Source organism: Kosakonia sp. S57 (assembly GCF_016516575.1).
GTDB classification, from domain to species: Bacteria; Pseudomonadota; Gammaproteobacteria; order Enterobacterales; family Enterobacteriaceae; genus Kosakonia; species Kosakonia cowanii.
Genome location: NZ_JACVUL010000003.1, coordinates 54,444 through 74,004, shown reverse-complemented (window position 1 = coordinate 74,004; position 19,561 = coordinate 54,444). Strand labels below are relative to the sequence as shown.

General features: G+C 58.7%; 15 protein-coding genes. 13 read left to right on the top strand and 2 right to left on the bottom strand.

The window, feature by feature from the left end; translation table 11 throughout:
- Positions 1–235 precede the first annotated feature (235 nt).
- The 12 genes from IAE48_RS03620 (at position 236) to IAE48_RS03565 (ending at position 15,767) form a co-directional block, all read left to right on the top strand.
- A complete protein-coding gene (locus IAE48_RS03620; protein ID WP_200133629.1) occupies positions 236–1,774 on the top strand; it encodes a methyl-accepting chemotaxis protein in 1,539 nt (512 codons plus the stop codon).
- 55 nt (positions 1,775–1,829) lie between these two features.
- On the top strand, positions 1,830–2,906 hold the full coding sequence (locus IAE48_RS03615) for a mannuronate-specific alginate lyase (protein ID WP_200133512.1): 1,077 nt from the start codon (positions 1,830–1,832) through the stop codon (positions 2,904–2,906).
- A gap of 179 nt (positions 2,907–3,085) precedes the next feature.
- Positions 3,086–3,223 carry a stationary-phase-induced ribosome-associated protein gene (gene sra, locus IAE48_RS03610; protein ID WP_023478646.1) on the top strand — a complete coding sequence of 46 codons (138 nt, stop codon included), beginning with the start codon at positions 3,086–3,088 and terminating at the stop codon, positions 3,221–3,223.
- A 258-nt stretch (positions 3,224–3,481) separates the two neighbouring features.
- Positions 3,482–5,185 (top strand): NAD-dependent malic enzyme, encoded by a 1,704-nt coding sequence (locus tag IAE48_RS03605; RefSeq protein ID WP_042713092.1) that lies wholly within the window; start codon positions 3,482–3,484, stop codon positions 5,183–5,185.
- 306 nt (positions 5,186–5,491) lie between these two features.
- Positions 5,492–7,201 carry an ABC-F family ATP-binding cassette domain-containing protein gene (locus IAE48_RS03600; RefSeq protein ID WP_200133511.1) on the top strand — a complete coding sequence of 570 codons (1,710 nt, stop codon included), beginning with the start codon at positions 5,492–5,494 and terminating at the stop codon, positions 7,199–7,201.
- Between the two features lie 267 nt (positions 7,202–7,468).
- A complete protein-coding gene (gene adhP, locus IAE48_RS03595) occupies positions 7,469–8,479 on the top strand; it encodes an alcohol dehydrogenase AdhP (RefSeq protein ID WP_042713088.1) in 1,011 nt (336 codons plus the stop codon).
- Positions 8,480–8,650: 171 nt separating this feature from the next.
- Complete coding sequence (locus tag IAE48_RS03590; protein WP_200133510.1) at positions 8,651–10,273, top strand: TIGR04028 family ABC transporter substrate-binding protein; 1,623 nt, start codon at positions 8,651–8,653, stop codon at positions 10,271–10,273.
- A gap of 10 nt (positions 10,274–10,283) precedes the next feature.
- A complete protein-coding gene (locus IAE48_RS03585) occupies positions 10,284–11,228 on the top strand; it encodes an ABC transporter permease (RefSeq protein ID WP_200133509.1) in 945 nt (314 codons plus the stop codon).
- The gene (locus IAE48_RS03580) at positions 11,225–12,076 is read left to right on the top strand and encodes an ABC transporter permease (RefSeq protein WP_200133508.1); all 852 of its coding nucleotides are present in this window, start codon (positions 11,225–11,227) and stop codon (positions 12,074–12,076) included. The genes IAE48_RS03585 and IAE48_RS03580 overlap by 4 nt, the downstream gene beginning before the upstream one ends.
- Positions 12,073–13,680 (top strand): ABC transporter ATP-binding protein, encoded by a 1,608-nt coding sequence (locus IAE48_RS03575; RefSeq protein ID WP_200133507.1) that lies wholly within the window; start codon positions 12,073–12,075, stop codon positions 13,678–13,680. The genes IAE48_RS03580 and IAE48_RS03575 overlap by 4 nt, the downstream gene beginning before the upstream one ends.
- Positions 13,677–14,666 carry a putative FMN-dependent luciferase-like monooxygenase gene (locus IAE48_RS03570; RefSeq protein ID WP_200133506.1) on the top strand — a complete coding sequence of 330 codons (990 nt, stop codon included), beginning with the start codon at positions 13,677–13,679 and terminating at the stop codon, positions 14,664–14,666. Before IAE48_RS03575 ends, IAE48_RS03570 begins: the two co-directional genes overlap by 4 nt.
- 9 nt (positions 14,667–14,675) lie before the next feature.
- The gene (locus tag IAE48_RS03565; RefSeq protein ID WP_200133505.1) at positions 14,676–15,767 is read left to right on the top strand and encodes an alkylhydroperoxidase domain protein; all 1,092 of its coding nucleotides are present in this window, start codon (positions 14,676–14,678) and stop codon (positions 15,765–15,767) included.
- A gap of 116 nt (positions 15,768–15,883) precedes the next feature.
- Here the strand turns inward: IAE48_RS03565 and araJ are convergent, their stop codons facing one another.
- Both araJ and IAE48_RS03555 read right to left on the bottom strand, forming a co-directional pair.
- Positions 15,884–17,053 (bottom strand): MFS transporter AraJ, encoded by a 1,170-nt coding sequence (araJ, locus tag IAE48_RS03560; RefSeq protein ID WP_200133504.1) that lies wholly within the window; start codon positions 17,051–17,053, stop codon positions 15,884–15,886.
- Between the two features lie 118 nt (positions 17,054–17,171).
- On the bottom strand, positions 17,172–18,083 hold the full coding sequence (locus IAE48_RS03555) for a LysR family transcriptional regulator (protein ID WP_200133503.1): 912 nt from the start codon (positions 18,081–18,083) through the stop codon (positions 17,172–17,174).
- 108 nt (positions 18,084–18,191) lie between these two features.
- Here IAE48_RS03555 and IAE48_RS03550 point away from each other — a divergent pair, with 108 nt between their 5' ends.
- Complete coding sequence (locus tag IAE48_RS03550) at positions 18,192–19,376, top strand: MFS transporter (RefSeq protein WP_200133502.1); 1,185 nt, start codon at positions 18,192–18,194, stop codon at positions 19,374–19,376.
- The last annotated feature ends 185 nt before the right edge of the window (positions 19,377–19,561 follow it).

Sequence of the window (19,561 nt, the reverse complement as noted above, 5' to 3'; positions counted from 1 at the left end):
GCATTTACTTAATGCTAGCTGATATTTCGCAGCCCATTTTAATTTTTCAGAATAATAACAATTATGCGCTTCACTCTTTAAGTGCCACTTAAAAAATAATTAACCCAACTGCTTTTCGTGTCGCCTAAGTTAATGGAAAATGCCCGGGCAATAACAATAACGACATTTCATGAAGAAAATGACTATGCTCTTTGCGCCTGCGGCAATACATGGCGCGATCCACCGTGGGGTTATTATGAAACGCAACACACCCGTTACACAAAACGAATATTTACTTAACGAAGACTCGACATTATTATCGACAACCGACACGCAAAGTCATATCACTTATGCCAACACAGCATTTATTGAGGCCAGCGGTTTTACGGAAGAGCAGCTGAAAGGTCAGCCACACAATATTATTCGCCACCCGGACATGCCGCCCGCCGCCTTCGGCGATATGTGGTTTACCCTCCAGCAAGGCGACAGCTGGACCGGGATCGTCAAGAACCGCCGTCAAAACGGCGATCACTACTGGGTGCGCGCCAACGTCACGCCGGTCTACCAGCAAGGAAAATTAACCGGCTATATCTCAGTGCGTAATATTCCGGCACGCGAAGAGATTGACGCCAGCGCGTCGCTTTATCAGCGTGTTAATGAAAATAAAATTAAAGGTTATAAATTTTATAAAGGATTACTGGTTCGTCGCGGTTTACTTTCATTTTTATCTTTATTTCAACGTATCAGTGCGGCCGGACGCATTTATTTCGGCATCATCCCCTCTGCTGCTCTGTTAGTGGTATTGCAATTCTTCTATTTTAATGCCGTAGAAAAATCCGCAGCGGTGTTAATTATTTTTGCCCTGCTCACGCTCTTTTTGCAGCAGCAATTTTCCCGCCCACTGAAAATTGTACTCGCGCAAATGCAGCGCGTCGTTTCCGGGCGCAAAGCTGATTACCAGCACTTTAATCGCGTTGATGAGATTGGGCTTCTGATGCGCCTGGTCAATCAGTCCGGGCTTAACCTCAATTCGCTGGTCGGCGATGTCTCAGCGCAAATTGACGGGATCCGTGGGGTAAGCGAGCAGATCGCCCGCGAAGGCGACGCGCTGCACAGCCGCACGGCAGAAACCTCCGCCGACCTGCACCAGACGGCGGCAGCGGTGGAGGAGATTGCCAGCGCGGTGAAACAGACGGCGGAAACGGCGGCAGAGGCCATGAGCCGGGCAGATGAAACCAGCGCCGGCGCGGTGAAGAGCGGAGAAGCGATGAAACAGGCGATCGCGATGATGCAGGCCGTCTCGGCCGATAACAGCAAGATCGTCGATATTATCGGCGTCATCGACAGCATCGCCTTCCAGACCAATATCCTCGCCCTCAACGCTGCGGTGGAAGCCGCGCGCGCCGGTGAGGCGGGCCGCGGGTTTGCCGTGGTGGCCGCCGAGGTGCGTAATCTGGCTCAGCACTCCGCCTCGGCAGCGCGGCAGATCCAGACGCTGATTGAACACAACGTGGCAAATGTGAAAAGCGGCGTCGGTATGGTTGCCAGCACGGAGAGCCACCTGACGGCGATGATCGAGAACGTGGTCACCATGTCGACGATGATTAAAGAGATCGGAACCGCCACCCATGAACAGACGCAGGCGCTGGCGCTGATTAACGATTCGGTCTCCCGCGTGGGCGGCATGACGCAAAACAATAGCGGCATGGTTGACCACGTCACCCAGGCGGCGGAAAACCTCTCTGCACGCGCCGCGCGCCTGCATCGTGCGGTGCACGTTTTTGGCGGCAGCTGAAAAGCAAACGGCCATGCTATAGTCCCCCCTTCCAGTAGCGGAAGGAGAACGTAGCATGGTGTTTCTGCGCGCAGGGCTGATCTTTATCCTCTTTACAGCGGCAACCCACGCCGCCCACCTTATTCCCCCCGCAGGCTTTAGCCAGTCCCCGGCAACGCACACGCTGGCTAAAACCCTCTCCTGCCCCGACGCGCCACCGCCCTTTACCGGCGCACTCGATTTTCGCAGTAAATATGAAGGTTCAGACAGCGCCCGCGCCACGCTCAATCCGCAGGCGGAAGCGGCTTTTCACCAGCAAACTCGCGCCATCGCCGATATGGAAAAATTCGTCAGCGCGCAAATCACCGCCTGGCACCGCAGCGGCGATGCCCGCGATGTTTCCTGTGTTGTCACCGCGCTCAATCGCTGGGCTACGGCCGGGGCGCTGCTCGGCGAGGCGCGAAACCACACCGGCAAATCGATGCGCAAATGGGCGCTGGCCACCTTCTCATCAGGCTGGCTTCAGCTGCAATTTTCAGCGAGCCATCCGCTGAACGCCTGGCCTGAGCAGACGCAAAACATCACCCGCTGGCTGGGCGAAATGGGGGATTTAACCGCCAGTGAATGGCGGGATTTGCCGCAAAGCAAGGTCAATAATCACAGCTACTGGGCGGCCTGGGCGTTAATGGCAACCTCGGTAGCAACCGGGCGGCAGGATCTCTTTGACCAGTCCCTGGCGATCTACCGCACCGCTATGAACCAGATTGATGCCAACGGCTTTCTGCCTAATGAGCTGCGTCGCCGCCAGCGGGCGCTGGCTTATCACAATTACGCCCTGCAACCGCTGGTGATGATCGCCCTTTTTGCCCGTGCTAACGGCGTCGATATGGCTCAGGAGAATAGGGCTGCGTTACAGCGGCTTGCCACGCAGGTGATTGCGGGGCTGGATAACCCGCAGCCCTTCACCGACAGAAGCGGCGCTCAGCAGGATATGGCCTTTTTGCAGCACCCGACAAATCTCGCCTGGCTGGAGGCCTGGTGCCAGCTCTCAACTTGCGATAACGATCTGCGCGCGCGGCTCGCCAGCCTGCGACCGCTGCAAAACAGGCGCCTCGGTGGGCCGCTGACGCTGCTAGTCGGGCCAAAAGCGTGATGTGGCGCACAGGTCAGCGAGACTGTTCTTAAAAGTGCCCATCAGGGTTGAGATTTGCGCAGCGATAGCCGAGGATAATCTTTCGGTATGGAAACATACCTTGCAATGATGTGATTGTATTTCGCCCGGCCATTTACCGGGCTTGTCCTTGAAACACGCAACTGGATTAAGGAGTAAGCATGAAATCGAACCGTCAGGCACGTCATCTTATGGGACTGGATTACAAAGTGTCGAACACCCGTAAGGTTGTCACCAAAGACAACAACGAGGAGACCGTTGTCTCCCACCGCTCCGGCCGTCATCGCCGCGCGGGTTAAGACCCACTCCCACACCACCCTGCGGGGTGGTGTTTATCCGGGCTTTACTCCGCGTTACTCCCTCTTCTCTTTTATGCCGCCAGCATCACCTTTCAGCTCCCCACACGCCGCTTACCAGGAAAGTTGATAAAAATTCAATCAACGAATAGGTCAATCGGGAAGTATTTGCTCATTCAATGCTTTATAATTGCGCCCGCCGCTGTACCCGCGTGCGACCTCACCCCCCGTGCGCGCGTTCGTTTCTCAAGGAGCTGTTAGATGAATGCCAAACATAATAAGAATCGGTCACTGTATATCCCCTACGCAGGACCCGTGTTGCTCGAGTTTCCCCTGCTGAACAAAGGTAGCGCCTTCAGCGTTGAAGAGCGCAGCAGTTTCAACCTGCTGGGCCTGCTGCCGGAAGTGGTGGAAACCATTGAAGAGCAAGCCGAGCGTGCCTGGTTGCAGTATCAGGGCTTCAAGACCGATATCGATAAACACATTTACCTGCGTAACATTCAGGACACCAACGAAACCCTCTTCTACCGCCTCGTCGAAAATCATCTCGAAGAGATGATGCCGGTGATCTACACCCCGACGGTCGGCTGGGCGTGCGAACGCTTCTCAGATATCTACCGCCGCGCGCGCGGTGTGTTCATCTCCTGGCAAAACCGCGGCAGCATGGATGACATCCTGCAAAACGTGCCGAACCACAATATCAAAGTGATTGTGGTCACCGACGGCGAGCGCATCCTCGGCCTTGGCGACCAGGGCATTGGCGGGATGGGCATTCCTATCGGTAAGCTGTCGCTCTACACCTCCTGCGGCGGCATCAGCCCGGCTTACACCCTGCCGGTGGTGCTGGATGTCGGCACCAACAACCAGCAACTGCTCAACGATCCGCTCTATATGGGCTCGCGCCATCCGCGCATTACCGGCGATGAGTACTACGCCTTTGTGGATGAGTTCATCCAGGCGGTGAAACAGCGCTGGCCGGACGTGCTGTTGCAGTTCGAAGATTTCGCCCAGAAAAACGCCATGCCGCTGCTGAACCGCTACCGGGATGAGATCTGCTCCTTCAACGATGACATTCAGGGCACGGCCGCCGTCACCGTCGGGACACTGATTGCCGCCAGCCGCGCGGCGGGCAGCCAGCTCAGCGATCAGAAAATTGTCTTCCTCGGGGCCGGTTCCGCTGGCTGCGGTATCGCCGAGCAGATCATCGCTCAGACCCAGCGTGAAGGCCTTAGCGAAGAAGCCGCGCGCCAGAAAGTCTTTATGGTTGACCGCTTCGGTCTGCTGACCGACGGCATGCCGAACCTACTGCCGTTCCAGACCGGATTAGTCCAGAAGCGCGAAAACCTGCAAAACTGGGATATCAACGTGCAGAACGAAGCGATCTCCCTGCTTGATGTGGTGCGCAACGTGAAGCCGGATATCCTGATCGGCGTCTCCGGCCAGACCGGGCTGTTCACGGAGGAGATTATCCGTGAGATGCACAAACACTGCCCGCGCCCGATCGTGATGCCGCTCTCCAACCCGACTTCGCGGGTGGAAGCAACGCCGCAGGACATCATCAGCTGGACCAATGGTATGGCGCTGGTTGCCACCGGCAGCCCGTTTGCCCCGGTACAGTTTCAGGATAAAGTCTTCCCGATTGCCCAGTGCAACAACGCCTATATCTTCCCGGGCATTGGCCTTGGTGTGATCTCCTCCGGCGCGTCGCGTATCACTGACGACATGCTGATGGCGGCGAGTGAAACGCTGGCCGAGTACTCGCCGCTGCTGCTGAATGGCGAAGGGCTGGTACTGCCGGAGCTGAAGGATATTCAGATCGTGTCGCGCGCAATCGCCTTTGCCGTCGGCAAAATGGCGCAGCAGCAAGGCGTGGCGGTGAAAACCTCCCCGGAAGCGCTGAAGCAGGCCATTGATGACAACTTCTGGGAGCCGCAGTACCGCAACTATCGCCGTACCTCGATTTAACTCTCCCCGCAACCCGGAGCACGCTGCTCCGGGTTTTTTGTTGCTGGTAAATCATTCACTTCCTCGCTAAACTCCTTTTTACCCATCAACTTACTGAATATAAAAAAGGAGGCTACCTATGCTGTATTGTGAATTGTTTGACTATTCACATGCATTTGGCGATCGCGCCAGCTCAAGCGTTACCGGTATCGTGCTGCGATGACCTCTGCTTGAGCGAAGCATAACTCTCCCTTCCCTCGGGCTTACCGGGTTGTCGTCAGCGATGTTTGACGAGGCGTTTTCACGCCTGTAACTCTTGAGTAAGCAATGAGCACACTACTATCTGCACAATCAATCCGTGTTGAGACCGCCTTCGGTCCGCTGTTTTCTGACCTCTCCTTTACCCTGAAAAAGGGCGATCGCCTTGGGCTTATTGGCGACAATGGCTGCGGCAAAAGTACCCTGCTGAAGGTGCTTGATGGCACGATCTCCCCGCTTTCCGGTATGGTGACACAGGCGCATCACTGCCTGCTGGCGCGCGTGGAGCAACACCTCCCCGATGAACTGTTGTCAATGACGCTGCTTGATGCGGTGCTGGCGCAACTCCCCTCTGCTGAACGGGAAACCCAGCGCTGGCGCGCAGAATCGCTGCTCGCCACGATGGGGTTGAACGAGCAGGAAATTGCCTTAACGGCGGCGACGCTGAGCGGCGGGCAACACACCCGCCTGCTGCTGGCGCGGGCGCTGATCCGCGAACCCGACCTGCTGTTACTGGATGAGCCAGGCAACCATCTCGATCTGCCCACTCTGCTGTGGCTGGAGCAGTTTCTGCAAAGCTGGTCCGGCAGTTTTGTGATGGTCTCTCACGACGCCGCGCTGCTGGATGCCGTCACCAACGGCACGTGGATCCTGCGCGACCATACGCTGCACGGTTTCGCCTTGCCCTGCACTCTGGCGCGCAAAGCGCTTGAGGAGCGGGATGAGAGCGATGCCCTGCGCCACAAAGCGGAGCAGAAGGAGATTGACCGTGTGACCGCCAGCGCCAAACGGCTGGCGACATGGGGCCGCGTCTACGACAACGAAGATCTGGCGCGTAAAGCAAAACAGATGGCACGCCAGGTGGATCGCCTGAAAGCGAGCCAGACGGAGCTGACCGACGGCAGCCAGTGGCGGCTGGCGCTGCATGGCGAACCCTTAGCGGCTGACCGCTTACTGGAGATGGAGAACCTGGCGGTCTCCCCCGTGCCGGGGTTGCCTGCGCTGTTCCGCATCCCCCTTGCCCGCCTGAAAAGCGGCGATCGGGTGGCGGTGCTCGGGCGCAACGGCTGCGGGAAATCCTCTCTGCTGAGGCTTATCTGGCAGGTTTACCACCAGCCGGAGCATGACGCTCTGCGCCTGCATCCGCGGCTGCATGCCGGGTATTACGATCAGAGCCTGCACCAGTTGCCGGACGAATCGACCCTGTTCGACGCGCTGGAGCCTTTCGCCCCGGCGCCGGGTGACAGGAAAATGGCCTTGATCAGCGCCGGTTTTGCCTTTCCTCGCCACGGCCAGCGCGTGGCAACACTTAGCGGCGGCGAGCGCTCGCGGCTGCTCTTTGTCGGGCTGTCGCTGGCGCGCTTTAACCTGCTGATGCTCGATGAGCCGACCAACCACCTTGATATGGCGGGCAAAGAGGCGCTGGCGCAGGCGTTAACGCAGTTCAGCGGCGGCGTGCTGCTGGTGAGCCACGACCGGCAGCTAATCAGCCAGAGCTGTAACCGTTTCTGGCTGGTGGAAGATGGCGAGCTGAGCGAGTGGCATGATGCTGACGCGGTGTTTGGGCGTCTGCGTGAACGCGCTGGCTCGCCGGTTGCGGCGGTTAACACGCAATCCTGCGCCGCTGCGCCACCGGACGATGATGACGCTCTGCTGGAGCGGCTAATCGATCTGGAAACGCGGCTGGAGGAGGATCTGGCGCGTAAAGAGAAGCATCAAAAACCGCAGTTGCAGGCGCAGTGGCGCGACGAGATCGCCCGTCTTCGCTTGCTGTTGTAGCCGTTTTATCTCTCCTTCAAAGGCACCGCAAGGTGCCTTTTTTCATATTTCCCACATATTCATGACATCTGTGCAGCACGTTTTGTAACCACATTAACTGTTTGATTACTCATCATTTACCCTACCTGATATAAGGGTAATGGCGGCAAAGTATGTCATTCTGTTGCCAGGCTATTGAATCCCTTTCCTAAACCATTAACTCTTAAGGGGTATTGAGGGATGAGGCGATAGCGCTTCACCGTTCTTTTGCCAGCAAGGAGATTAAAGATGAAAGCTGCCGTTGTTACTCAGGATCACCAGGTTGCTATTGCAGAGAAGACGCTGCGCCCGCTGAAACATGGCGAAGCGCTGCTGAAAATGGAGTGTTGCGGCGTATGCCACACCGATCTGCATGTTAAAAACGGTGATTTTGGCGACAAGACCGGGGTGATCCTCGGTCATGAAGGGATTGGCATCGTCACGGAGATTGCCGAAGGCGTCACCTCGCTGAAACCAGGCGATCGCGCCTCTGTTGCGTGGTTCTTCCAGGGCTGCGGCCACTGCGAATATTGCAACAGCGGCAATGAAACCCTGTGCCGCGAAGTGGTTAACGCCGGTTACACCGCCGATGGCGGCATGGCGCAGGAGTGCATTGTGGTGGCGGATTACGCGGTAAAAGTGCCGGACGGCCTTGGCTCTGCGGAAGCCAGCAGCATCACCTGTGCGGGTGTCACCACCTATAAAGCGGTGAAAGTGTCGCAGATTAAGCCGGGCCAGTGGATCGCGATTTATGGTCTGGGCGGCCTCGGCAACCTGGCGTTGCAGTACGCGAAAAATGTCTTCAATGCCAAAGTGATCGCCATTGATGTGAATGACGAGCAGCTTAAGCTTGCCGCCAGCATGGGCGCCGATCTGACCATCAACTCGCGCAGCGAAGATGCGGCGAAAGTGGTGCAGGAGAAAACCGGCGGCGCGCATGCGGCCGTAGTTACTGCCGTGGCGAAAGCCGCCTTTAACTCGGCGGTCGACGCTGTACGCGCCGGTGGACGTGTGGTCGCCGTCGGTCTGCCGCCGGAAGCGATGAGCCTCGATATTCCACGTCTGGTGCTGGACGGCATCCAGGTGGTGGGTTCGCTGGTCGGCACCCGTCAGGATCTTACCGAAGCCTTCCAGTTTGCCGCCGAAGGGAAAGTGGTGCCGAAAGTGGCGCTGCGCCCGCTGGAAGATATCAACGCCATCTTTAAAGAGATGGAGCAGGGCCAGATCCGTGGCCGTATGGTGATCGATTTACGTCATTGATCGCGCACGGTGCAGGGTGTTCGCGCCCTGCACCGCTCTTACGCTTGCCTCCCCATCCCCACTGTTTTGCGCTTTTCTGAAAAGCTTATCTCATTTCCTTTGTTCGCTTGTTCTGACGCTCCCCGGATGATGAAGGCGACGTTAAAACAAGAGATAACAAAGGAATTCACCATGCGCTTCCCTTTTCGTAGACCGCTGTTAGCGGCGTTGATCGCGGCTGCTCCGTTGCTGAGCCAGGCAGCGCAAACGCCGGTTAAAGGCGGCACGCTGATCTATCTTGAGCAGCAGGCACACACCAACCTCTACCCCCCGGCGGGCGGTTTCTACCCGAATGGCGGCATCCTCAATCAAATTACCGACAAACTCACCTGGCAGAACCCCAAAACACTGGAGGTGGAGCCGTGGATCGCCGAGAGCTGGAGCAGCAACGCCGATAAAACGGAGTACACCTTTAAAATTCGCCCCGGCGTGACCTTCTCCGATGGCACGCCGCTGGATGCGGCAGCGGTGGCGAAAAACTTCGATACCTACGGGCTCGGGAATAAAGCGCAGCGCCTGCCGGTCTCAGAGGTGATCAACAACTACGACCACAGTGAAGTGATCGATGCGCACACCGTGAAGTTTTACTTTAAAAAGCCCTCGCCGGGGTTTCTGCAGGGAACGGCGACCATCGGCTCCGGCCTGGTCTCCCTTAGCACGCTGCAACGCAGCTTCGATTCGCTGGGCGACGCCCGGCATATTATTGGCTCCGGACCGTTTGTGGTCAGCGATGAGAAACTCGGCCGTGAAGTGACCCTCACGGCGCGTAAAGACTACCGCTGGGGGCCGAAAAATATCCCCCAGCAAGGCCCGGCCAATCTCGACGGCATAAAAATCATCGTCACGCCGGAAGATAGCGTGCGCATTGGCGCGCTGCTGGCAGGCCAGGCCGGGTTTATCCGCCAGGTTCAGGCCTACGACGAGAAGCAGGCCACCGACCAGGGCTTTACCATCTATGCTGCACCGACGCGCGGCGTTAATGACAGCCTCAGTTTCCGCCCGGACAACCCGCTGGTCGCCGACCTGCGCGTACGTCAGGCGCTGCTGCATGCCACCAATGCGAAGCAGGTGGTTGAAACCCTCTTCTCCCGCAACTATCCGCAGGCCACCTCGGTGATCGCGGCCTCCGCCGCCGGGTATGTCAATCTCAGCGACAAACTGGCATTTGACCCGGCAAAGGCTAACCAGCTGCTTGATGAAGCGGGCTGGAAAACTGGCGCGGACGGCGTGCGTGCAAAAGAGGGCCAGCGGCTGGCGCTGACGGTGTATGAGTCGCTGCCGCAGCCGCAAAACAAAGAGGTGCTGCAACTGGTGGCGCAACAGTGGAAACAGGTCGGCGTGGCCCTGAGCGTAAAAGCAGGCGATGCCGGCAGCCGCACGCTGGATAACCTCGACCCGCTGAAAACGCCCTTAACCGTTTCTGAAGTGGGCCGCGCCGACCCGGACGTGGTGAAAAGTATGTTCTTCCCGGCCAACCGCGATGCGCTGCTGCAAAAAGGCGGCTCCAGCGACAAAGTGAAGAATTTCCGCGACGACCAGCTTAATGACAAGCTGACGGCGATTTCAGCCGAAGTTGACCCGCAAAAACGGCTGCAACTCACCGGCGATGCGCAGCGCTATCTTCTCGATAACGCGTATGTGATCCCTATCTTTGAAGAGCCGCAGGTGTTTGCCGGTGCGCCATCGGTGAAAGGCGTTGCCTTTGAAGCCGTCGGACGCCCCTCATTCTATGGCGCCTGGATCGAGAAAGAGTAAGGGGATCGCGATGAGCCACTATCTGCTGCGACGCGTCGGGCAAGGGCTGCTGGTGTTATGGGCCGCCTTTACCCTCTCCTTTTTTCTGCTCCAGGTGCTGCCCGGCGATGCGGTACTGATTAAATTTCAGAACCCGGATCTGGGCCTCAGCCCGGCGCAAATCGAGGAGATGCGGGTTGCTTACGGCGCGGATAGCCCGCTGTGGCAGCAATATTTCCACACGCTGTTTGCCATGCTGCGCGGCGATGTTGGTTACTCCGTACAGGCCGGGGTGCCGGTGAGCGAGCTGATCGCCAGTAACCTGCCCGACACCCTGACACTGGCGCTGCCCGCCTTCTTACTGGCGGCGGTGCTGGCCTTTATGCTGGCGGTCGCCTCGCGCTTACCGGCGCTGCGCTGGCTGAGCAACGTGTTCCAGTCCCTGCCGGTGCTCTTTATCTCGCTGCCAACTTTCTGGCTCGGCATCGCCCTTATTCAGCTTTTTTCCTTCCAGTTGCGGCTGATTCCGGTGATTAACCCGACGCCTTTGCAGGGGCTGATCCTGCCGATTATCACCGTGGCGATCCCGATCTCCGCGCCGCTGGCGCAGATCCTGATGCGCAGCATCGATCAGGTGTCGGTTCAGCCCTTTGTCGGCGTGGCGCGGGCAAAAGGGATGAGCGAAACCGGCGTGTTATGGCGGCATGTGCTGGGCAACGCCCTGCTGCCGGTGCTCAATATCGCCGGTTTGCTGCTCGGCGAACTGATTGCTGGCGCGTTGATCACCGAAACCGTGTTTGGTCGTGCCGGGCTGGGCCAGCTTACGCAGCAGGCGGTCAATAATCAGGATATTGCGGTGCTACAGGCGGTAGTGATGATCTCCGCACTCGGCTTTGTGCTGATCAATCTGTTGGTGGATCTACTGATGCCGTGGTTTGACCCGCGGTTGCAAACGGTCACCGGAGGCGCGTCATGAGTCTGGTTGATTATGCGGCGGCGGCCCAAAAACGCACACCGCTACACAGCCCGTTGCGCTGGCAACCTGGCTTATGGCTCGCGTGGCTGGTTCTCATTGCGGCGCTGCTGGCCGCCTTTTTCCCTGCGCTGTTCACCGGCTGGAACCCGGAAGAAGGCGTCGCCGGTGCGCAGCGGCTTGCGCCGCAGGCCGGGCACTGGCTCGGCACCGATCAGCTGGGCCGCGATCTCTATGCCCGGATTGTTTATGGTGCCAGGCACTCGCTCTCCGCCGCGCTGGCCGCCGTCACCATGGGGCTGGTGGTGGGCACGCTGATCGGTGTGCTGGCCGGCGCGTTTGCCGGTCGGGTGGAGTCGGTCCTGATGCGTCTGGTGGATGTGCTGCTCGCCATCCCGTCCCTGCTCTTATCCCTGACGGTGATTATTTTACTGGGCTTCGGGACGGTGAATGCGGCCATCGCCGTCGGCGTCGCCTCTGTTGCCAGCTTCGCGCGGCTCGCACGCGGCGAAGTGGTGCGCGTTCGCCACACCGATTATGTCGAAGCGGCCTGGGGCAGCGGCGGCACCTTCTGGACAGTGGTGTGGCGGCATATTTTGCCCAATTCGCTCACCGCCGTGGTGGCTTTTGCCACCCTGCAGTTTGGTCAGGCCATTCTGGCGCTCTCGACCCTCAGCTTTCTGGGTTACGGTACCCCGCCGCCGGTACCGGAGTGGGGATTGCTGATCGCCGAAGGGCGCAACTACTTATCTACCGCCTGGTGGCTGACGACCTTCCCGGGGCTGGTGGTGATCATGGTGGTGCTGGCCGTCAACCGCATCAGTCGTCAGCTCAGTGGAGGCCACGCATGACGCTTCTGTCCGTAGAAAATCTGACCCTCAGTTACCGCACCGGGCAGGCGTGGCGCGAAGTGGTACATAACGTCAGCTTCAGCCTGAAGCGCGGCGAGATGCTGGCATTTGTCGGTGAATCCGGCTCGGGGAAAACCACCACCGCGCAGGCGATCATTGGCCTGCTGGCGGAGAATGCCCGCCGCGATCGGGGCGAGATCGTGCTCAATGGCGAAACCATCAGCCACTGGTCGGCGAAGCGTCTCGACAGCCTGCGCGGCGCGCGCATAAGCCTGGTGCCGCAGGATCCGGGTAACGCCCTCAATCCGGTAAAAACCATTGGCGAGCAGGTCGGCGAAGTGCTGCGCCTGCACCGACAACTGAGCGCTGCCGAACGCAACGCGCAGGTGCTCTCGTTGTTGCATAAAGTGGGGCTGAGTCACCCGGAGCAGCGTATGGCGCAATATCCTCATCAGCTCTCCGGCGGCATGAAGCAGCGCGTGTTGATTGCCATCGCCATTGCGCTGCAACCGGAAGTGATTATTGCCGATGAGCCGACCAGCGCCCTCGACGTCACGGTACAAAAACGGATCCTCGATCTGCTGGACACGCTGCGGCGCGAATCGGGCACTGCGGTGCTGTTTGTCACCCATGATCTGGCGCTGGCCGCCGAACGCGCCGACCGGTTGCTGGTGTTTCGCAATGGCGAGATCCAGGAGCACGGGGATACCAGCGCTATCCTTCGCGCACCGCGCCACCCCTATACGCGACAGTTGCTCAGCGATGTACGCGGCGAGGCGCTGACCATCGCCCCGGTATCCGGCGACCCTCTCGCCCCCCCGGCGATTCGCCTGCAGGGGATCGCAAAACAGTTTTCGTTGGGCAAAGGCCATACTTTGCAGGCGCTGGAGGCGGTAAGTTTTGAGGTGCGCCGCGGCAGCACCCATGCGCTGGTGGGCGAATCCGGCTCCGGTAAAACCACCCTGGCGCGTATTCTGCTTGGTTTCGAGCAGGCGGACAGCGGAACGGTGGTAATTAACGGCAGTGACGTGACGCACCTGAACCGCGAGGCGCGACGCCAGCTGCGACGCGAGATCCAGTTCGTTTATCAGAACCCCTTCGCCTCGCTCGATCCGCGCCAGACGCTGTTTGAAATCATCGAAGAGCCGCTGAAAAATTTCGCGCCGCTGGATAAAGCGACGCGCAGAACGCGGGTCGAGGCGGTCGCAGGTCGGGTTGCCTTACCCGTTGAACTTCTGAGCCGCCGCGCCCGTGAACTCTCTGGCGGGCAGCGCCAGCGAGTGGCGATTGCGCGGGCTTTGATTCTGGAGCCCTCCATTCTGGTGCTGGATGAAGCCACCTCCGCGCTGGATGTGACGGTGCAGGCGCAGATCCTCGCCCTGCTTCAGCAACTCCAGCAGCAACTGGGGCTGACCTATCTGTTTATCACCCATGACCTGGCGACGGTACGGCGTATCGGGCACAGCGTCACGGTACTGCGCAACGGCCGGGTGGTTGAGCACGGCAGCGTCGAGGCGCTGTTCGCTGCGCCGCAGGATGCTTACACCCGCGAGCTTATTGACGCTATTCCCCATTTTCAACCCGCTACGGAGGAGTTCGCATGACGCGAAAACGCCTGGGCTTTTTTACCCGTCTACTGGATAACGCGCCGCCCAAAGAGCGCTATCGCCTGGCGACAGAGCAGATCCGCCACGCTGAGCGTCACGGCTTTGACAGTGCGTGGATCGCCCAGCACCACTTTCATGAGCATGAGGGTGGATTACCCTCGCCGCTGCTTTTCCTCGCCCATGCCGCGGCACATACGCAGACCATTCGCCTCGGTACGGCGATCATCACCCTGCCGCTGGAAAATCCGCTGCGCGTAGCGGAGGACGCGGCGGTACTGGACTTGCTGGCGGACGGGCGGCTGGAAGTCGGCTTTGGTTCCGGCGGCACGCCGACATCGTTTCTGCCATTTGGCCTGACGATTGATCAACGTGCCGCGGTATTTGAGGAGTCACTGCATCTGATTCAGAGCGCCTGGCGCGGCGATTCGCTCGCCCATCCGGATAATCACCTTTACCCGCCGGCACCGCAGCTGACGGAGCGGGTCTGGATCGCGACCTTTTCCATTGAGGGCGCGGTTCGTGCCGCGCGGGCCGGACACGGTTTGATGCTCTCGCGTACGCAGCCACGCCCTGCTGATAAGCCCGGCTTAAGGCTGGATGAGATCCAGAATCCGATAGTCGATGCCTATCGCGATGCCCTGCCAACTGGCGTTGCGCCGCGCATTCTCGCCTCCCGCACCGCGTTTGTCGCTGATACCACCGCGTATGCGCTTCAGGTTGCCACGCCGGGTTTGACCCGCCAGGCAGAGCAGCATCGCGCCGCAGGTCATGCCCTTATCGGTGACAACGTCACGGATTATATCCAGCAGTTCGACGCGCATATTGGCGATCCGCAAACCGTTCTCGCCTCGCTCCGGCAGGATTCCGTGCTGCATCGCGCCACGGATATCTCTTTCCAGGTGCACTCGGTGGAGCCTTCCCATCCGGACACGCTGCGTTCTATTGAACTGATTGCCAGGCATATTGCGCCGCATATTTTATAAGGAGTCACCATGAGCTTACGTCACGACATTCTCGCCGATCTTGCCGGGATTGCCCCGTCATCTGCCCTCGCCGCCGCCCGCCAGACCCGCGAGGCAGCAACGCGACATGCGCAAGGCAGCTACGACGCACTTTTTACCACCCATGATGAAACCTTTTCTGCCGAGGCGCGCTTTAGCGTGGCGGCCAAGGTGGCGAAATGGCATAACGCGGACGATCTCGCCGCGCACTATGCGGGCCTGGGTCTGACCGATCCGACGTCAGCACAGCTGGCACCCGCGATTGAGTTTGCACGCCTGCTAACCTTCTCGCCGGTTAAAGCGACGCCGGAGGCGCTAAACAGCCTGCAGGCCGCGGGCTGGAGCGCGGAAAATATTGTTACGCTGGCGCAACTGATCGCCTTTGTCAGTTTTCAGAGCCGCCTGCTTGCCGGGCTGCGTCTCCTGAATGGCAAACCGGTATTGCATAATGACGCCCCTGTTGTCGCAGGCAGTTGGCACACAACCGCGCAAACGCGAAGCGGCAAAGCGGCGCCGGTGTATTTCACGCAGCAGGAGTTGGGCTGGGAGCCGTGGATCGCCGCAAAACAGCTGGAAGAGTTCAGTGTGGATGAGCAGGCCGTTCTCGCCAGGTTTGGCCACAGCAATTCTGACTATTTTCGTCTGCTGGGGCGCAACCTGCCGGTGCTTGAGCAGCGCACGCTGACGGATAAAGGGATCTTTTATACGCCCGGTGGGCTGCCGCGTGCCGAGCGCGAACTGGCCGCGACGGTCGCAAGTAAGGTGAATGGCTGTATCTACTGCGCCTCAGTACACGCACGCAAAACCAGCCAGTTATCAAAGGAGGATAACGCCGTAGAGACGTTGTTGGCGGTGGCGCCAGGCGGCGCGTTGCATGAGGGGCAATCAGCACGCTGGCAGGTGGAAATTGACGCCGCCGCCGCGCTCTCCGTGACCCCGCCAGCGCTGACCAGAGACCATATAACGCGCCTTGAAAGCGAGGGGCTGGATACGCTTGAGCAGCTGGATCTTATTCAGTCCGCCGCCTTTTTTGCCTGGGCCAACCGGCTGATGTTAACCCTGGGCGAACCGTTCCTGCCGTAGAAACGTTCCTGACGTAGCCTCGTGTCGGATGGCGCTGCGCTTATCCGACCTACGAAACCCCGCAACCTTTTATCTCCCGTAGGCCGGATAAGGCGAAGCCGCCATCCGGCGTTGCGTTACACTGTCACCACTTCTGCCTGGTGTCTGGTGATGCGACGGTTATAAATCAGCAGCGAGGTAAGCGCGGCGAAGGTCAGCACCGCCGCTGGCAACGCCAGATAGTTATAGCTAAAGCCAAAAGCAATAATCAGCCCGCCAAACCAGGCTCCCACAGCGTTACCGAAATTAAACGCCATCTGCCCACCTGCGGCACCCAGCATTTCGCCACCCTTCGCATTTTGCAGCAGCATGATTTGCAGCGGCGCAGAGAGCGCAAATAGCCCGGCACAGCAGATAAAGCCCAACGAGAGCGCCCCCGCTTTGCTATCGCCGAGGAAGAATAGCGCCACCATCGCCAGCATGATCACCAGTTCGGTCGCTGCCGCAATGCGTATCGGGCTGAATCGCGCCGACACTCTGCCGCTGAACATGTTCCCCAGCACCATTCCCAGCCCCATCAGCATCATAATCAGCGTCATGGCATTTTGTGAAAAGCCGGAGACGCTCACCATAAAGGGTTTCACGTAACTGAACCAGGCAAACACCCCGGCATTGCCGAACATGGTAGCGGCGAAGATCAGCCACGGCTCCGGTTTCTTCAGAAAGTGAAACTGCTCGCTCAGGCGGGTCGGCGCAGTGTCATACAGGCTCGGCACCCAGAAAATGACCGACACCATCACCAGTACAAAGAAGAGCGAGATCAGCACAAAGGTGTAGCGCCAGCTAAAGAGATGGCCGATCCACGTACCGAGTGGAATACCGATCAGGTTAGCGACGGTCATCCCGGCGATCATCCCGGCCACCGCCATCGTCACTTTGCCCGGCGGCGCGATTTTCGAGAGGATAATGGCACCGACGCCAAAGATAGCGCCGTGTGGAAAACCCGAGATTAACCGACCAATCACCAGCATCGGATATGCGCTGGAGAAGGTGAAAATCGTATTGCCGACAAAGCAGAGCGCCACCAGAAAGAGCAGCACATTTTTCAGCGAGAAGCGGTTGGAGAACATCGCCATGATCGGCGCGCCAATCACCACACCCGCTGCATAGGCAGAAATCATATGCCCCGCAGACGGAATCGAGATCCCCACGTTATTCGCAAGCTCGGTCAACACGCCCATAATACCGAACTCAGCCATCCCAAGACCAAAGGTCGCAAGTGCCAACGAAAAAACCGTTTTTTTCATACCACTAACCACTTGTTAAAAGTTTGCGACGGGCATTATTGACCATTCGCGTAAGGCAGACCAGTTGAAACCCGTCCGCTGACGTTTTAATCCATGAATACAGTTTTTCTGCCCCTGCTTAATCTGCGGGGCTTTGCAGCCCCTGCTGCAGAAAATCAATCAACGCCCGCGTTTTGACTGGCAGATAGCGGCGGCTGGAGTAGATGGCAACCAGACGCAGCGGCGCTGCCGCCTGCGGGAAGACGATCTCGACCAGACGCCCCTCGTTAATCGGCTGCTGGCAGGCCTGTTTTGACAGGATGGCAAACCCCACTCCTGCCAGCGCAGCTTTGAAGGCCATCTCACCGCTGTTGACGCGGTAATGCCCTTTCACGTTGACCACCTCATGCTTACCCGCAGCATCGACAAATTGCCAGGCCGCGCCATTCAGCGCGCTGACGGTGGTAATGCAGGGTAAGTTTTCAAACTGGCGGATGGAAACCGGCAGGCCGAAGCGTTCAATTAGCGCAGGCGCAGCCACAATGGTGCAGGGAAACGTCGCCAGTGGCCGGGCAATGTAATCGCTGTCATCCAGATCTCCACGGGTGACGATAACGGCGAGATCCACCTCTTCGCGCAGGGATTCGAAGCCGGAGAGATTGGTTATGCAGCTGATCTCCAGTTCCGGGTAACGGCAGGCGAAATCCGCCAGCAGATCGCCGAGCAGCGCTGGCCCCATCTCGCTCGGAATGCAAATGCGTAGCGGACCCTTTAGCTGCACCTGCCGCGACATCAACTCCGCCTCCGTCTGCTCCAGCGACTCAAGCAGCGGCTTTGAGCGCGTATAGAGAAGCTGCCCGGACGGCGTCAGCTTCCGGTGCCGGGTTGTGCGCTCAATAAGCTGCACATTGAGCATCTCTTCAAGCCGGGCAACCGTCCGGCTGACGTTCGATGTCGGCATGGTCAGCGCCTTCGCCGCCGCCACAAAACTCCCTTTATCCACCACCGCACAGAAGATCTTCAACGCGGTAAAATCCAGCCCTGTCCGCATATTTATCCCATTTTTGATAACAATGACGGTCACTTTTACCGTCTTATTCTCAAAACTGCCAGGTATTAGAGTGCCTGTTCCTCTTTTTTACAGGTTTACTCGTTACTTATGTCACAACAAAACGCCTCCCGGATGCTTACCAGCATGGCCATCGTTGTCTCCTTTATCCAGTTCGCTAACGCGCTGGAATATATGGCCTTCAATCCAATATTCGCCTTTATGGCCCCGTCCTTTGCAGTGCCGCTCGCCTTCTCCGGCTATGTCTCTGCGGCCTACACCTTCGCCGCGATGTTCTCTGGAGCGATCGCGTTCTACTTCATCGGCGCAATCAATCAGCAGCGCTTTTTAATCGGCAATATGGCGCTGCTGTGCATATTGACTCTTATGACGACACTCACCACCCACTTTGGCGTGCTGCTGGCGCTGCGCTTTTTTGCCGGGCTGGTCGGCGGCACGACAATGGGGGTGGCGACCAGCCTGCTGATCAACGCCGCACCAGCGCAGCTACGCGGCAAGATGGTGTCGACGGTGATCGCCGCGTTTTCCATGATCAGCATTGTCGGCATGCCAGCGGTGCTGTTTATCTGCTCCCGCTGGGGGTGGAAAACCTCACTGCTCTCAATCAGCGCCTGCTGCCTTGTGGCGCTGGTGCTGATTGTGTGCGTCATTCCCGCCCAGCAGGGCTGCTCAGGCCCACGCCAGAAGATCACCCTTGATGCGCAGACGCTGCTCTTCGCCTCCGGCAATGCGCTGGTACAGTTCAGCCCAATGCTGCTCATTCCTGTACTGGTGCCGCTGTTGCAGCTGCTTGGCGCAACGGTCACGGAGCTTGCCTGGCTCTTTTTTGCCGGTGGTATCGCCGGGTATCTCGCGACCCGGTTTACCGGCCTGCTCACGCAACGCTATACCGCCCTGGCGCTGGCGCTGACCTCCAGCGCCCTGTTCGTTGCCAGCCTGCTGATCCCCGCACTGCACTGCTCTAATGCCTGGCTTTTTATGGTGCTGTTTCTCTCAGGGGCCTATAGCCGCCTGGTCTCCTCATCGGTGCTCACCCTGCAGTTCCCGGATAATGCGCAACGCGCGGGATTTGGCTCCTTGCAAACGGCGCTGATGCATCTCGCCACCACCGCCGCATTTTCACTCTCTTCGTGGCTGCTCTCCGCCAGAGCGCTGACCCTCGAGGCCCTTAAGCCATTACTGATAGTTTGCGCCCTCAGCGCCCTTCTGTTTCCTCTGCTGGTGCCGCTGTTGCAGAGGAAGCTGGCCTTGCGTAGCGCAGTGTCGCACCCATAACAAAAAGCGCCCGGCACGCTCTTCGCCGGGCGCCATCATCGTCATAACGCCGCGCGCCGTTACCAGGAAAACCAAAGGGAATGCAGGATTCTGGAAGATGCCTCGCAAAGATTTTCACCGTTTGCATGGCGTTGCTTTATTCAGGAAGCGACCTCGCAATTTCGGCATAAACCTGAAGAAAGGAC